Genomic DNA, 13995 nt, shown 5'->3' with positions numbered 1-13995 from the left:
GCCGGGACGGCGTACGGGGTGAGGAGTTCCCGCGGAGCTCCGTACGAACCGGTTCGGCCATGACGTCACCGCCTTCGCCCTCGGTGAGGGCCGAGTCCCTCGAACACCGGCGGGTCGATGGATCCCGCCTACTCCGAGGCCACGAGGCTGGCCGATGAGGCCTTCCGGCTGGCGGACATCGGCAGTGATCACCAAGCCAGGCAATACCTGAGGAAGGCTCTCGTCCTGCTGCCGGAGGCCGGGCGGGGTGCCCAACAGGGGATGTCCTGGCTGTTGCCCGACCTCGCCGGTGCCCTCGTACGGGCCGGACGCACCGAGGATGCCGAGGCGCTCGCCGCCGCAGGGAACGGCGGCCCGCGCGACCTGCTCCTGGTCCGAGTGGCCATGTCGCTGGCACACGCGGATTCGGGGCGTGCGGTGGAGGCACGGACCCATGCCCGTGCGGCGGCAGTGGCCGCACGAGCTGCCCTTGAAGGGCCGGAAGGCCGGGGCGGCGGCCGATGGGCATGGCCATGGGCGGCACAGGCGTTGGCCTGTGCGGGGCAGGGGGACGCCGCGCTGGACCTCATCGAGGCGGCGAAGCCGACGGAGCGCACCGAGAGGTCGGCCTGGAGGAAGGCGGCCCGGCAGGCGCGCATCGCCGTCGCCGTGGCGACGGCCCCGAGTGATCCGGACACTGCCGGCCGGCTCGTCGACGAGGAACGCGAGCGCCTGCTGGCCGGCCGGAACAGGCCGCGCGGACGGGAGGACCTTCTGGCCCGGCTCGCCGCACTTCTGCCCGCTGCGGCCGACCTGCGGGAGGACTGCCGGGAGCGGCTTCACCAAGCGGTCCACGAAGGGCTCGCGTACGCAGACGAGCCGCCGCAGACCTGGAAGGCCGAGACCGTACTCGTGCACGCGCTCCTGCGGATCGGCGAGGGGACGGACGCCACCCTTCAGCTGGACTGGCTGGACCGTGACATGCGCGCCCTCGGTCTGGAGCACTCGCTGGCGGGCGCACTCGCGGTGATCCACGTGCTGCGGGGCGACACGGCCGCGGCATGGCAGGCGGCCGACCGGATCTCGGACCCCGAATGCCGGTCGGCCGCGTTCGCCACGGTCGCGGGTCACTTGGCCCGGGTGCCCGCACGGGTACCTCCGGAGTGGCTCCCCGGAGACGGGGAAGCCTTCACCCTGGTGATCCGCGCCCTCGCGCTGGCCACCGCCCCGCACACCCCTGCCGACCATGCGGCCGCCGCCAGGTTCCTCGAGGAAGCCCTCAAGGGCCGGGGGGTGGTACTACGCCTTGGCGGTCCTTCCCCAGATCGCGCCCGAGGCCGTCGCACGCGTCCGTGACATCGCCTTCGCGTACCTCTGGACGGACACCTCCACCTGAACTCCCTGGCGTGCGGGGAGGGCGTCGCCGGCCGGAATGCCCCGTTGCAGGTCGCGGGGGTCACCGTAGAGGCTCCGCCGCAGTAGGTCCGGCATGCGCTGCGGCACCACCCTGACGGGACACCAGGCGAGAGGGGTGCCGGGCGGGGTCAGATGCCGACGTACTGGTGGAGGAACCAGGTGTTGCCCCAGGGGTCCTCGAAGACCGCGACCTTGACCGGGCCGGTCTGGCGGGCGGGAGCGGCGATGGTGCCGCCGTTCTTCTCCACGGCGGCGAGGGTGGCGTCGATGTCGTCGGTGCCCAGGAAGGGCACCGGCCTGCCCGTCTTCCAGAACTTGGACAGGTCGCCGGACTGGGGATTGCCCTCCCACATGAGGCCGACCTGGCTGCCGCCGTCACCGGTGCCCATGATCGGGTAGCCGGGGATGTCGACCTCGACCTGCCAGCCGAACGTCTCGGTGTAGAAGCGCTGGGCCGCCTCATGGCCGGCCTTGGGGACGGTGACGTCCACCAGGTTGCAGGGGTTCACGGCCGTCATGGTCTTGCTCATGGCGTTCTGCCTCTCTCGTCTCACAGGCGCCCGATATGGACAATCCAGCTCGTTTGCGACACTCTCACCATAGCTCATTGTTACGGACGTCCGTACCAATGCGAGTCGAAAAAGAGACCCACGCCACATGTGTGGCGTGGGTGCGCGAGAGGGGCGCATCCTCCTCACGGAGTCCCAGCCCGGCGGCACACCAGCCGGACAGCGGCATTTGCGGGGAGGACGCGCTTCCCTGTCTACGTGCCGGAGTCGTCCATGACGCTGCCCAGGACGCTGGTGAGGATCCCCAGGACGTACGTCCGGCTCGGCGGCTCGGGCGCGGTCATCGCCTGCAGGCACAGCCCGTTCATCAGCGGCGGGATCGCGGCCGCGGCCGCCGCGCCCACGTGCGGCGTCATCGCCTCGACGCTGTGCCGCGTCAGGCGCGCGGCGACATCCCGCAGCTCGGGGCGGCGCAGCGCGGCCAGGTAGAGCTCGAACTCCACCATCGCCTGGGTGCGCCCCTCGCCCAGGCAGGCCATCACGCCGTCGGCGAGCGCCTCGGCCAGTTGCTCGGGGGTGTCCTCGGCGTGCTCGGCGGCCCAGGTGGGCATGTAGGCGGCGAAACGGTCCGCGGCTCGCTCCAGCGCGGCCCTGATCAGCGCCTCGCGGTCCTTGAAGTGGTACGTCGTCGAGCTGAGCGACACGTCGGCGCGCTCGGCGATGGCCCGGTGGCTGATCCCCTCCAGCCCCCGCTCGGCGATCAGCTCCTCGGCGACCTCGGCGATCCGCTCGCGCCGGTTCGGATCATGCCGGCGAGGCCTGCGTGGGCGGGAGGCGGTCTCACTCACCCCGGCCCCCCGGCGGCCCGGCGGCCCCTGCCGCCGGATTCCGGCGGCTCCTCCCCCGTATCTGCCCGTCCATCGGGCCTCCTCCCACACATCGGTACGAACGTCCGTAACATTGAGCCTACCGGGAACCACCCGGCTCACGCGGACGCCGAGGCCGCTGCGTCGCGCCCGGCCGCCTCGCCCCACGGCGAGTACGCCCTCATCGGCGACGGCCACACCACCTTGTGCTCCGGCCAGGTCGAGGGCCACACGGCCACCCCCTGGCTGTACGACGTCGAGCAGGCCACCGCCCGGGCCGTCGACCTCGGCACCACGGAGCCCGGGGGCGGTTAGCGTGGGTTCATGGCTTTTGACGAGGTGCTGGCGGAGCGGATCAAGGAGCGGCTCGAGCCGGAGGGGGTGACCGCGAAGAAGATGTTCGGCGGGATCACCTTCCTCCTGCAGGGCAATGCGATGGCCAACCTGTACGAGGAGGGCCTGATGGTGCGTGTCGGGCCGGACGGGATGGACGAGGCTCTGGCCCGCCCCGGTGCCAGGCAGCTGGTGTTCCGCGGCAAGGGGCAGAAGGGCTGGGTGGTACTGGCGGAGGAGAACCTGGACGACGAGGTCCTCGACGACTGGCTGAGCTGGGCCATGGAGGTCACCGCGGAGCTCCCGCCCAAGTAGCCCGACCCGCCCGGCCACCTGCGGCGTCGAGGACTCATCGGTCATCGGCGCCGTTCTCGACGCGGCGAGCGAGGGCGTGGGCGGCACGCAGCAGGCGCCGCCCCGGCTGCTCTCGATCGCGATCTTCCGCACGTACAGCCCCGCTCTCAGTGTGTGGAAGTGCGACAGCTGCCGCGGCAGCGGGGACGGCAAGGCGTGGGACGGCCGCGGCTGACCGTGTGAACAGCGGGGTGACCTGGCCCGCTCCTCGGTGAGGGCTTGCGCCTCGCGGCACAGGCCCTCACCGCCGGAGACGGCAGAGCGGAGGATCGGGATCGGGGTCACCGGCGTGGGGGTCGGGTCCGCCAGGTGGCGAAAAGGCCCATGCCGACGCTGGTGACCGCGGTGAACGCGGCGGGCCCGGCCACCATGAAGACCGCGGCGGCGAGCGCGATGAGGATCAGGAGAGCCACGAGATCCAGCACCCGCTCGCTCAGAGCGGGGGTGTCCTCGGGACCGGTGGAGCCACGTGGCCGTGAGGGACGGGCGGTGCGGGCGGGCTGGGAGGGGCGGGTGGTGCGGGACGAGCGGGCGGAGGGGTCGGAGGAAGGTGCGGGGTCGGTGGGCGGGGTCAGCTCTTCGTTCGTCATGCCATCCAGCACACCCCGCCCCGCCCGCCGGTCCGAGCCTGCCGAACGTTTGCGAAGAAAACAGATCGGTGCAGGTCAGAGGCCGAACGGCGACGGTGTTCGGTCGGATCCGGATGCTGTTCGCGGCCGTTCGGCGAACTTCGGGACAGCACCGGTCCGCCGGAGCTACGCTGCTGCCCTCCCGGGGGAGGAGTTGATCGGCCGGGTGAACGACTTAGCGCCCCACGAGGCCTTCCGGAAACAACTGGCGGAGTTCGCGAAGGAGCTCGTACGTCTTCGGATCTCACACGGCAACCCGTCTCTCCGGGACATCTCCCGGCTCACCGGGAAACACGGCCGGCAGCTCGCGGTCTCCACGCTCAGCGAGATATTCAACGGTGTCCGGCTGCCGGAACGGGACTCCCTCATGTCCCTCGTACGGGCCCTGCTCGCCTGCGACGCAGCCCCGACGAGCCATGTGGGCAGGGACGATCCGAGGCTGGAGCGGTGGCGTGCGCGCTGGAAGGAGCTGAAGCTGCTCCAGACCGAGTCCGGGGGTGGGCCCTCCGAACGACCCAGCGGCGTACCGGAACCTGACGCACCGCAGGGACCTGCTGCAGAAGGCGCGGGGGCGGGTCCGCCGGCCATGGCCCGTGCCATGGTTCCGGCCATGGCCCCTGACGTGGTTCCGGCCATGGCCCCTGACGTGGTCCCGGATACCCTCCCGGCCGCGCTCCTCGACGCGTTCCGCCGCCAGCTCAGCACGCCGCTGTCGCAGGACGAGCACACACTCCTCGACGCGCTGGCGTTCCCGGCCCCCGCCCCGACCCCAGCCCCGGCTTCGCCGCCCCGCGGCCGGATCGACCTGCACCGGATCGCCGAAGCCGCGGCCGCCGCCCTGCCCGGGGCGTCCGCCGGCCACATCGTCTCCGTCCTGCGCTCCCTGATCGCCCGCCGCTTCCTGCAGGCCGGTCCGGGCGGCAACGACACCTACACGATCTCTGATGCCGCGCTCCGCGCGCTGGCTCGAAGGAGGATGCCGTGACCCGACGTTCCTTCAGCATCTCCAAGGTCTCCGAGACCGCCGGCGAGGGTGTCCTGGACATCCCGAGCCTGTCGGTCCTGCGCTACAAGGATCCCGAGGCCCTCCTGACCGACTTCCAGTCCCTGTGGGGCGTACGGGCCACCGCGGTGGCACTGCCCGTCCTCGAGCCCGACGGGCTGCTGTTCGACGTCGACGGCCTGCGCGGCGTACCGATGTCGAGCCACTGCAAGCCCTCCTCCAGGATCAGCGGCTTCGCGGAGGCGGTACGGGTGTTCCTGGCCGCCGGGCTCGACATCACGCTGACCCTCTATCCGGGGCACGGGTTCATCCCGGGAGACGGGATCCAGACCCGGGACATCGCCGGCGGAACCGCCAACCGGGTGTGCATCGCCAACCCGCGCACGAGCGAGATCTTCGGCGCAATCCTGGGCACCGGTATCGACATCGTCCGGGAGGTCGCGGCGGCGACCAAGGGCGGCGGCCGGCTGCGGGGCGTCGCGCTGGACGTCACCGAGCTGTGGGGCATGAGCGGGGAACTCGGCCGGGTCGAGAAGACGTGTTTCTGCACGGCCTGTTCCCGGCACTTCGACAAGAACGCCCCCGACCTCCTCAAGCACTACCGGACGTTCCCCAACCCCTGGAGCCTGCTGCTGCGCTCCAGCGGCGGGGGCATGACGTACGTGTCCGACGTCGCCCCGGAGATGAGCGCGGAGGAGATCGTCGGTCTCGCCCGCCAGGGGACGTACGACCAGCAGTTCCCCGATCACGACTACGCCGGTCTGCTGCGGATGGCCGAACTGCTGCTCCGCTACATGCGGGTGCGGCACTCGCTGACGGTCGCGGCCATCGGGGCGCTGTTCGACTACGCCTGCGAGGGCCTGGACGAGCAGCTCACCCGCGTCCTCATCCTGGAGGGCGAGCTCTACGGCTGGTCCTCGGGCCTGTGGCTGGAGGAGCTGGACACCGCGATCGGCAACGGCGAGGAGGCCGGCTTCGATGAGCTCTGGCTCGACTCGGGGATGTCCTACGTACCGCACCACGTGCCCTACCGCGCGTACATGTGGTCGCGCAGCCGCTACTACATCAGCCAGTTCTTCCAGCTGGCCGGTGCGCTCAGCGACGCCCGGTCCCGTATCCACACCGGGCTGCGGCACAAGACCGTGGAGGAGTGCCGGCAGATGATCGTCGAGCGGTGGCAGTCGGTCCACGGCTCCTCGCTCAGCGCCCAGGCGGCACTGCTGACGCTGCCCACGCCGCCGGAGGCCGCCTCCGACGTACGGCGCGGCTTCGTCGGTGTCGGTCTGCAGCAGGAGTACGGCAAGCAGTTCAGCGACCAGCTCACCATTCCGGCGACCAGCTCGGAGCGCAGGAACGTCCTGCCCAGCCAGGCGGGACTGGATCTGGCGCACTTCTTCGAGCGCCTGCAGATGATGAGCGACGACGAGTAGCCGGACGCCCCCTCCGGCGCTAGAAGGCGTCGGCGGCGGGCAGCCGGGCCAGGGCGTCGGCGGGCTGGCGCGCGGAGACCGAGCCCGCCATCCGGCAGCCCGGGCGTCCGCCCAGGCGCGGCGGCCCGGGCGCGGACCCGTCGTGAGGCCGCCGACCGGCGAGCCTCGCGACTGCGGGTGGAGCGGGCGGCAGGCCCCGGCACTGATGGACTACAGCACAGCCCTCACAGCCCCGGCCCGGACGACCCCGGCCCGGACGACCCCGGCTCCGGCAGCGACCGGCATCCCGGGCATGCCGGGCATGCCCGGCATGCCCGCGCGGCCCCCAGAGATTCCGCCCGCCCCACCACCCCTACTTCCAGAGATCACCCATGCCCGCGCACGGGCAGACAGGAGCACCACCGTGAGCGTTCCCCCACCCTTCGGCCCACCACCGGCTCCGGAACCGCCGTACGGCCAGCCCCACCCGGTGCCGCCGCAGCTCCCCGCCCCAGGGCAGGAACGCGGGCCCCTGACCCGTCGTCAGCGCATCGGCCTGTCCGGCTGCGGCATCGTGGTGGCCGGGTTCGTGGCCCTCGTGGCCCTCGGGCTCGCCCTCGGTCCGGACACGGTGACCGAGGTGAAGGAGAAGCCCGTACCCGGGCCGACCGTCACCGTCACCGTCACGGCGACCGCCTCCCCCGCCCTCCCGCCCGCGGGCATACCCCAGCTCGCCGGCGGTACGTGGAAGGACGCCCTGGCCCGCACGGTCAATGTCGAGGCCCGCTCGGCGTACTCGGACGTGACCCTTCCCGCCGACCACAACGCGTGGAAGGTGTGCGGGCAGGAGGGCGCTCCCGTCGACGGCGCCCCCGCCACTGTCGTCCTCCACCTCGCCGAGACCACCTGCCCGGCGAAGGTCGGCGACCGGCTCCGCCCCGAGCCGGCCCCCACCCCGACGCCGCCCGCCGCGGAACCGGCACGGGGGCCCGATACCAGCACCAACACTGGCGGTACAACGGGCGGAAGCAGCACCTCCGGCGGCTCGTCCAGCACCGGCGGCAGCAGCACCGGAGGCAGCAGCACCGGGGGTTCGACCGGCGGCAGTTCCTCCGGCACCGTCAACCCGGGCTCTTACTGCTCCCCGGCCGGTGCGACCGGCGTGACCAGTAAGGGAACGTCCATGGTCTGCGGCCCAGGATCCGACGGCCGCAACCGCTGGAAGAAGGCGTAGCCCGAGCGAGCGAACGGTGCCGTGCTCCCCATGGGGCCGGCGCCGGGGCCACGGCTCCGCCCGGCCACCGTCCGGGTCCGTGTAGCGTCAGCGCCGGGGGGACGGGATGAACATCGACTTCGACAAGAACGAACCGCAGTCCGTTCGGGAGGAACGCTTCGCCGCGGAACGGGCCGAACGCAGGGAGGGGCGCAAGGCCGCGGTCCTCGACTCGCGGGGAGCCCATGCCGGCGCGGCCATCGTGACCATCGCCCTGGTCATCCTCGGCTGGTACGGCAAGCTGGCCGCGCTGGGCATCGTCGGCGGTATCTTCCTGCTCTGGTTCTCCGCAGCCCTCGCATGGGCCTACGCCGACGGGGACCATGGCCGACACGCACTCCAGCGCCCGTACAACGTCACCTTCGGATGGGGCGACGGGATCTGAGCCGGTCCGGCGTCAAGGGCGCGCCGGTGGCTGCCTAGGCTGGCGGCGTGACGAACCACCTTCCCTCCTGTTCCTGCTGCGGCGACTCCCTGACGGACGAGCGGCGCATCGACGTCGGCTTCAACCTGCCCGACGCCGCCTTCGGCGCGCCCGAAGAGGCCCGGCACCGGCTCGGTCCCTCCGCACTGCTCCGGGTCGACGGCGTCGGCTCCTTCATCCGGTGCCTGCTGCCCGTCCGGCTGACGCACGAGACGGAGCTCGTCCTCGGCATATGGCTGGAGGTGGACGACGCCACTCTCCGCACGGCGCACGGGCTGTGGGAGGACCAGGGCTACGCGGATCTCTCCTTCACCGGGAAGCTCTCCAACACCGTCCGCCCCTGGGGCGAGGACCTGCTGGGCGCCCCGTTCACGGCACGGGTCGCCGACCCCGAGGAGCTGCCCCACCTCGCTGTGGGCCACCACCCCCTGGCCGCCCGCGTCCTGGAGGACACCTGGGACCGGGACTTCGTCCTCAGCCGCTTCCCGCACCAGCTCCCCGTCGACATACGGACCGACCTCGGCGACCACTGGTCCGTCGTCCGCAGCGCGGGGCTCACGGCCCGGTTCGCCGACGGGGCGGACCAGTTCGCGGGGCCGGACCGCAGCGTCGCCGTGACCGTGTTCACGGACGACACCCCCGGACGTACGCCCGAGGACTTCCTCTCCGTACTGCTCGCCGGCGCACCCGACACCGTTCCCGCGCAGCGGCTCACCGAGCCCCTGCCCGGCGGCGGTCTTCGCCACGCCTTCTGGCTCACTCCGCACGACCACGGGCGGGAACGGCACGAGCTGTACGGATTCACGGCGCCCGCCGCGGGCACGGCCGCCGGGGTGTTCTGCTCCCACGAAGACCCCGCCGGCCTCGACTGGGCCCAGCAGGTCTGGCGCTCCCTCGCCTGGGCCGACCCGTCCTGTGCCGGCGACGCGCGATAGCTTCGTCGGCCTCGCACGACAAGAAGACCAAGAAGACAAGAAGACGCGACGGAAGAACGAGGGAGACGGCATGCGGGTCGCCGATACCGAGGTCTTCTCGTGCGCCGTGTGCGGCGTCCGGTTGTCCGCGCCGGTACGCGAGGTGCCCCCGCCGGCGCAGGACGAGGCCTGGACACCGCTCGACTCCCCCGTGGACCCCTGCCCGCCCAGGATGGCGTCGGGCACCTTCGCCCGCGACCCGGAATCGGGGCGCATCACCTGGGGCGCGCCGCCCAAGGGATTCGGGCAGTCCCGGGCGGGGCACGCGCCGGGGGTGGACTTCGTGTTGAGCCCGGGAGACCTCGTCGGTACCACGAAGATCATGAGCCGCTGGGGCGGCTGCTGCGGGCCCGGCGGGAACGACGGGCCGAATCTGGCCTGCGCGGGGTGCGGGGCGGAGGTCGGGCTGTGGATCGGTGACTGCTACACCTGGCTGGAGGTCGTCCTCAACGGGCGGCTGGTCCGCCGTACCGGGTCGGCCTGAAGGGCTCCTCGCCGTCCGGCCACGCGGTGGTGCCCGGCCGGGTCCAGGTGATCCGGATCGCACAAAACTGCCCATGTGGCAGGCGCCGCAGCGCCGGCCACGGAGGACGGCTTGACCACCACCCGTGCGCTCCAACTGCTTCTGCGCGGCTACGCCGAAGCCCACATCACCATCGAGCCCACCGCGCTCAAGGGGCACGACCGCAGCGACAAGTTCGCCGAGATCCCCGCCGGGATCCGGGGCACCGCCGCCACCCGCGCCGGGCTCGCCCGCGAGGGCGGGAAGACCCAGGAAGCGCTCCCACGTGCCGTCGCCGAAGGCGCCGTCGCCCTGGACATTGCCGCCCTGTGCGAGACGCTGCTCACCGGCTAGGCGCATCGCACCGTCCACCAGATCGCCCCCACCGGGCACGCCTCCCTCACGGACGCGGCATGACCACGGCACCCGCTCCGGGCCACGGCCCCGGAGACGTTCCGCAGCCGCCAGCCACCCCCGAGGCCCTGCGCGCCGCCCTGGCCCGCATCGCCCGAGCCGCCTCGCGGAGTTCGACGCCGACCGCGCCGAGGCGGTGGCACTGGCCCGCGCCCAGGTCTCCCCCACACCCACGCACCACCTGCTGTCCTACTGGGCCGTCGAGGTCGCGCACACCCGCAACCCCGAACAGATCACCCTCGCCGCGCACGCCAAGGCCGAGTTCACCCAGGCCTGAGACGCCCGGTGAGCGATACCGAAGGCTGGCGGTGGAGTACGAGCCGGGCGAGGAACACGTCATCGCCAAGGCCAAAGGCTTGGGGAAGCCGTTCAGACCGTCTGCGGCTGTTGGCCGGACCGATAGATGCCGCAGCCCCGCGAAGCTTGCTTCGGGTTCCCACGGAGGTCGTTGTCGACCGCTTCGGGATGGGGTGAAGACCCGTGGGGATCTGCGGTGCCGTGGAAGACGAACCGCTGAAGGCCCAAACGTAGCCTCTCGTCGATGCATGGGCAGGGCCGACGTTCCCTGTTCGCGGACAGATGGTCACACTGGGCGTATGACGGAGGTGGACCCCGAGTGGGACGCGCGCATCCGGCACGCGCTGGAGACCGAAAGCCATTCCCGGTGGGGCAACTCGTGGGTGCCGCCGGTCGAGGAGCTGCTGTGGCGCACGGCGCGAGCCAGCACGCTCGCGTGCTTCTTCCCCTTCTCCAGCCACAATTCCCTACGCCTCGCGACGAGCTCCGATTTCGCGACCGCAAAGTACTTGGACCCTTGCATCGTGTACTGCTACGACGACTACATCCCGGACCGCAGACCGGAGTACTGGGTCTGGGATGTCTGGCCGCACGACCGGTTGCGTAAGCCCGTTCTGCGGACATACGACGTCCGCGACGCGGTACGCGAGCTGGAGCGGCTGGTTTTTCAGCGAGTTTCAGGAGGGGCTGCTGCTCGACCGTGAGAGCACCGACTTCGCAGTGAGAGCGATGTCGCCGAGTTCAGGAAACGTGTGGACGCTTGCTTCGGGAACGTGGGTGTGCGCTGCTCGAAGAAGCTTGGTCAGGGACTGACCTGAGTCACGCCGATGCTCCGGCGCATGGTGCGGCGCATCTCCGTGAGCGGCTCCCAGAGCCCCATGATCTGATGGTGTGCTCCGTCCAGGGAGTCGTCGTCCTCCCTGCCTGACGCGATCCCGCTGTCCAGACACTTGAGGACTCCGTAGATGCGGTTGAGCCAGCGGTGGACTCCGTCGATGACCGTGAGTACGTCGTCTGGTACCCGCATCTGCGCCTCGGAGTACCGTGCCCGGTGCTCGCGCCGTGCATCGTCCAGACGCGCCCTCACGTCATCCGTGACGCGGCCCGCCCGGAGCGCATGCCAGAAATGGTTCAGCTCGAAGTGGAAGTCCAGCGAAGCCGTGTTCAGCATGACGTAGCAGCTCCGAACGGTCTCCATCATCACGCGTTCGGTTTCGTGCTGCCGCTCCTGGACGCGCTGCCGTGCTGACTGCTCCAATTCCTTGGCCTTGGCTTTGGCGACGAGCCGCTGTGTCATGAGCCCTGATGCGAGGGTGCCGACGATCCCCAGGAACGCGATCACCAGCGGCACCACCGTGCTGCTCACCCGGTACCGCCTCTCTGGTCCGCTCCGCTCCGAGTATGGCGGCGCGACGCCGCACCGCGTTGTAGCCGCGGCACCCGTTCCTCCTTCTCACCGACATCCTGGGAGCCGTCCGTCCACCGCCGTTCTCAGAAAGCGCCGAAGGCGTTCCTGGTTCGGTGAAGGGCCTGAGCTGTACGCACGACAAGGCGCGGACACTGGTCTGCTCCGGCGTGTTCGCCGTCTCAGCCGGCTGAGGCGCGCAGGGCATCGAGGCGACGGAAGGTGCCCGGCAAGGCGATTCAGCCAGCGCTTCCTGGAGCACGTCCCCGCGGTGAGGCACGCGTGGCCCCGCCCAGGCCAAAGCCCTCGTCGAAGCCGGAGGGGCTAAGCGCCGGTTTCCGTTCCGATGTTCCTCAGACCCCGACTGCCAGGCGCCATGAGACGGCTGACCAAGCGCGCAGAGCCGGCCCTGCGAGCAGCAACCCCGACCGTGGCGCACCCGTACGGTCCGGTCGGTGCCCCACCCACCGACCGCGCGGCGCCGTGCCGGACGCGGACCGGATGCGCCTGGGCGGGTCCCTCCCATCCGGAGGCTGCGACGGCTGCGACACGACCGTGCCGGGCGCAGGGCACTGACCGTCACCGCCGCCTGGCACGGCCGCGTCTACGCCAAGGGCGAGGACGCCCCCGTCACCCTGGACGCCCGCACCGACAAGGACATGCCCACGAAGCCGGAGGCCGCGCCGGTCCTCGTCAACCAGTACGTCGGCCTCGTCCTCACCGAGGGCAGGCTCTTCAGCCACCCGGCCGGCGGCTGCGGACCGAGCGCTCCCTCAGCGTTCGCGCAGCAGGGCGTCCGTCGGCGGTCTGCGCGCGTCAGCCCTGCGGCGGGCTGTAGCGGTCGACACCCGCGAGGATCGGCCGCTTAGTCCATACCCAGGGGTCGGGCTGGGCGTAGCGGCGGAACCGGCCCGCGTACCGGATCTGCCAGGGCTCCACCGACGGCACGAGCGGGGCGGTCCCGGGCGTCCCGGCGGCGGCGAGGGCGGTGAACAGTGCGATCAGGTCGGGAAGCAGGCCTTCGCCTTCATCGGTCGGCGGTGTCCCGCCGCCGACCGTTTCCAGCCCGGCTTCATACCGCGCGCCCGCTTCGGCGTCCGCCGGGGAGGGGCGCCACTGCCCGGTGCCGAGGAGCTGCCGGACGCGCGCGGACTCCCGGGCGAGGGCACTTGTCCTCAGGATGCCCGGCCCCGTCACGTAGCCGCTCGCCAATGCGTCCGCCCTTCTCCACCGGGCCGACGTCCGGCCGGCCCGGTCAGCAGCCCCTCGGGCGACGATGGCCACAGACGTCACTGGCGCGTCGGCCTTTCCCCAGACGCTGTCCTCGAGGAGCACCGTACCGTTCCAAGACTCGGACGGTGACAAGAGGACGGTCTATCCCGGGAGACTGGTGACGTCCTGGATCTTCTGATCGAAGGTCACGCTCACCACAACCCGATACGGCACTATGTGCACCGATTTATCCGGAAGTAGCACACGGGCTTCGCCGCACTGCCAGATGCGCTTCCAGCCCAGCACTATCCGCACCGCAGTACGTTCGGGGACCGTGACGCTGATTTCCTCTTCGAACAGGTGTGTACTGCCAATTGCGAGAGAGAGCGTGCGCTGCAGTTCTGCTTCGATGCTTCCCTTTGCCGAGAGCCAGAGAAGGTTCGCGCCCACGTGGCCGCCCAAGGTCTGGCTGCGACTCTCGCCCAGGGTCAGGGTTCGGGTCCACTCTCGGCTGGCCTTCAGGCTGCGCGTAACGGCGGCAGGGCTGGCACGGTTGTCGATCAACCGCACGTCCTCACCGAGCCATTCCTCGGTGCGCATCATCTGTGTCACTTCCAGGACCCGGGCATCCGCAGCCCCGGGACCAGAGAGCGCGGGCATTGAGGGGTCTCCGAGGCGGCGCAGCAGGATCTGCTGCCGGAACGGCCCTTCCATGATGTCGCAGTCGAAGCTGATGACCTCACCCGGTTCTACGACGATGTGCAACGTTTCGCTGTTCAGACCGAGGCGGCCCCATATCCGTGACCAGCGCAGTTGCACGCGGTGAGGACCCGACGCCACCGGGACGGTTACTTCTCGGCGGTAGCGCAGCAGGGCCACCCGAACGTCGTCGATCCACACCCTGAAGGCATGAATGTCTCCCACGCGGTCTCGGCATATTCGCACCGTCCCGCCAGGCATGACCGACCCTTCCTGACTGCTCATCATGTAAGTATG

At 71.0% G+C, this 13995-nt stretch carries 18 protein-coding genes; 12 read left to right on the top strand and 6 right to left on the bottom strand.

Annotation, left to right across the window (positions count from 1 at the left end):
- Positions 1 to 117: 117 nt before the first annotated feature.
- Positions 118 to 1335, top strand: coding sequence for a hypothetical protein (locus ACZ6KO_RS32725; protein ID WP_469307605.1), 1218 nt, complete (start codon positions 118 to 120; stop codon positions 1333 to 1335).
- A gap of 188 nt (positions 1336 to 1523) precedes the next feature.
- On the opposite strand, the gene ACZ6KO_RS32720 is transcribed toward ACZ6KO_RS32725, so the two are convergent.
- A complete protein-coding gene (locus ACZ6KO_RS32720; RefSeq protein WP_469307604.1) occupies positions 1524 to 1925 on the bottom strand; it encodes a VOC family protein in 402 nt (133 codons plus the stop codon).
- Between the two features lie 233 nt (positions 1926 to 2158).
- The gene (locus tag ACZ6KO_RS32715; protein WP_469307603.1) at positions 2159 to 2752 is read right to left on the bottom strand and encodes a TetR/AcrR family transcriptional regulator; all 594 of its coding nucleotides are present in this window, start codon (positions 2750 to 2752) and stop codon (positions 2159 to 2161) included.
- A gap of 342 nt (positions 2753 to 3094) precedes the next feature.
- Between ACZ6KO_RS32715 and ACZ6KO_RS32710 the strand changes: the two genes are divergently transcribed.
- Positions 3095 to 3418 carry a TfoX/Sxy family protein gene (locus tag ACZ6KO_RS32710; RefSeq protein ID WP_469307602.1) on the top strand — a complete coding sequence of 108 codons (324 nt, stop codon included), beginning with the start codon at positions 3095 to 3097 and terminating at the stop codon, positions 3416 to 3418.
- A 76-nt stretch (positions 3419 to 3494) separates the two neighbouring features.
- The gene (locus ACZ6KO_RS32705) at positions 3495 to 3632 is read left to right on the top strand and encodes a hypothetical protein (protein WP_469307601.1); all 138 of its coding nucleotides are present in this window, start codon (positions 3495 to 3497) and stop codon (positions 3630 to 3632) included.
- A gap of 106 nt (positions 3633 to 3738) precedes the next feature.
- Here ACZ6KO_RS32705 and ACZ6KO_RS32700 read toward each other — a convergent pair whose 3' ends face one another.
- On the bottom strand, positions 3739 to 4047 hold the full coding sequence (locus tag ACZ6KO_RS32700) for a hypothetical protein (protein ID WP_469307600.1): 309 nt from the start codon (positions 4045 to 4047) through the stop codon (positions 3739 to 3741).
- Positions 4048 to 4252: 205 nt separating this feature from the next.
- On the opposite strand from ACZ6KO_RS32700, the gene ACZ6KO_RS32695 reads away from it, so the two are divergent.
- The 9 genes from ACZ6KO_RS32695 (at position 4253) to ACZ6KO_RS32655 (ending at position 11086) form a co-directional block, all read left to right on the top strand.
- On the top strand, positions 4253 to 5071 hold the full coding sequence (locus ACZ6KO_RS32695) for a hypothetical protein (protein ID WP_469307599.1): 819 nt from the start codon (positions 4253 to 4255) through the stop codon (positions 5069 to 5071).
- Positions 5068 to 6519, top strand: coding sequence for a hypothetical protein (locus ACZ6KO_RS32690; protein ID WP_469307598.1), 1452 nt, complete (start codon positions 5068 to 5070; stop codon positions 6517 to 6519). Before ACZ6KO_RS32695 ends, ACZ6KO_RS32690 begins: the two co-directional genes overlap by 4 nt.
- Before the next feature lie 403 nt (positions 6520 to 6922).
- Positions 6923 to 7732, top strand: coding sequence for a hypothetical protein (locus ACZ6KO_RS32685; RefSeq protein ID WP_469307597.1), 810 nt, complete (start codon positions 6923 to 6925; stop codon positions 7730 to 7732).
- A 106-nt stretch (positions 7733 to 7838) separates the two neighbouring features.
- Positions 7839 to 8156 carry a hypothetical protein gene (locus ACZ6KO_RS32680; protein ID WP_469307596.1) on the top strand — a complete coding sequence of 106 codons (318 nt, stop codon included), beginning with the start codon at positions 7839 to 7841 and terminating at the stop codon, positions 8154 to 8156.
- A 47-nt stretch (positions 8157 to 8203) separates the two neighbouring features.
- Positions 8204 to 9130: a DUF2199 domain-containing protein gene (locus tag ACZ6KO_RS32675; RefSeq protein WP_469307595.1), complete on the top strand. Its 927-nt coding sequence runs from the start codon at positions 8204 to 8206 to the stop codon at positions 9128 to 9130.
- A 70-nt stretch (positions 9131 to 9200) separates the two neighbouring features.
- Positions 9201 to 9653, top strand: coding sequence for a hypothetical protein (locus ACZ6KO_RS32670; protein ID WP_469307594.1), 453 nt, complete (start codon positions 9201 to 9203; stop codon positions 9651 to 9653).
- A 111-nt stretch (positions 9654 to 9764) separates the two neighbouring features.
- Positions 9765 to 10025, top strand: coding sequence for a hypothetical protein (locus tag ACZ6KO_RS32665; protein ID WP_469307593.1), 261 nt, complete (start codon positions 9765 to 9767; stop codon positions 10023 to 10025).
- Positions 10026 to 10221: 196 nt separating this feature from the next.
- The gene (locus ACZ6KO_RS32660) at positions 10222 to 10362 is read left to right on the top strand and encodes a hypothetical protein (protein WP_469307592.1); all 141 of its coding nucleotides are present in this window, start codon (positions 10222 to 10224) and stop codon (positions 10360 to 10362) included.
- 319 nt (positions 10363 to 10681) lie between these two features.
- Complete coding sequence (locus ACZ6KO_RS32655) at positions 10682 to 11086, top strand: hypothetical protein (protein WP_469307591.1); 405 nt, start codon at positions 10682 to 10684, stop codon at positions 11084 to 11086.
- 98 nt (positions 11087 to 11184) lie between these two features.
- Here ACZ6KO_RS32655 and ACZ6KO_RS32650 read toward each other — a convergent pair whose 3' ends face one another.
- The 3 genes from ACZ6KO_RS32650 to ACZ6KO_RS32640 form a co-directional block, all read right to left on the bottom strand.
- Positions 11185 to 11748, bottom strand: coding sequence for a hypothetical protein (locus ACZ6KO_RS32650; RefSeq protein WP_469307590.1), 564 nt, complete (start codon positions 11746 to 11748; stop codon positions 11185 to 11187).
- An 855-nt stretch (positions 11749 to 12603) separates the two neighbouring features.
- The gene (locus ACZ6KO_RS32645) at positions 12604 to 12999 is read right to left on the bottom strand and encodes a hypothetical protein (RefSeq protein ID WP_469307589.1); all 396 of its coding nucleotides are present in this window, start codon (positions 12997 to 12999) and stop codon (positions 12604 to 12606) included.
- Between the two features lie 162 nt (positions 13000 to 13161).
- On the bottom strand, positions 13162 to 13983 hold the full coding sequence (locus ACZ6KO_RS32640; protein WP_469307588.1) for a hypothetical protein: 822 nt from the start codon (positions 13981 to 13983) through the stop codon (positions 13162 to 13164).
- Between the last annotated feature and the right edge of the window lie 12 nt (positions 13984 to 13995).

The organism is Streptomyces sp. NPDC042102 (genome assembly GCF_055582305.1).
This window is presented reverse-complemented; position numbering and strand designations above follow the sequence as displayed.

Coding starts and splice junctions, on each gene's coding strand:
- ACZ6KO_RS32710 (WP_469307602.1), top strand. CDS start 3,095: ATGGCTTTTGACGAGGTGCTGGCGGAGCGGATCAAGGAGCGGCTCGAG.
- ACZ6KO_RS32670 (WP_469307594.1), top strand. CDS start 9,201: ATGCGGGTCGCCGATACCGAGGTCTTCTCGTGCGCCGTGTGCGGCGTC.
- ACZ6KO_RS32655 (WP_469307591.1), top strand. CDS start 10,682: ATGACGGAGGTGGACCCCGAGTGGGACGCGCGCATCCGGCACGCGCTG.
- ACZ6KO_RS32720 (WP_469307604.1), bottom strand. CDS start 1,925: ATGAGCAAGACCATGACGGCCGTGAACCCCTGCAACCTGGTGGACGTC.
- ACZ6KO_RS32700 (WP_469307600.1), bottom strand. CDS start 4,047: ATGACGAACGAAGAGCTGACCCCGCCCACCGACCCCGCACCTTCCTCC.
- ACZ6KO_RS32680 (WP_469307596.1), top strand. CDS start 7,839: ATGAACATCGACTTCGACAAGAACGAACCGCAGTCCGTTCGGGAGGAA.
- ACZ6KO_RS32640 (WP_469307588.1), bottom strand. CDS start 13,983: ATGAGCAGTCAGGAAGGGTCGGTCATGCCTGGCGGGACGGTGCGAATA.
- ACZ6KO_RS32725 (WP_469307605.1), top strand. CDS start 118: ATGGATCCCGCCTACTCCGAGGCCACGAGGCTGGCCGATGAGGCCTTC.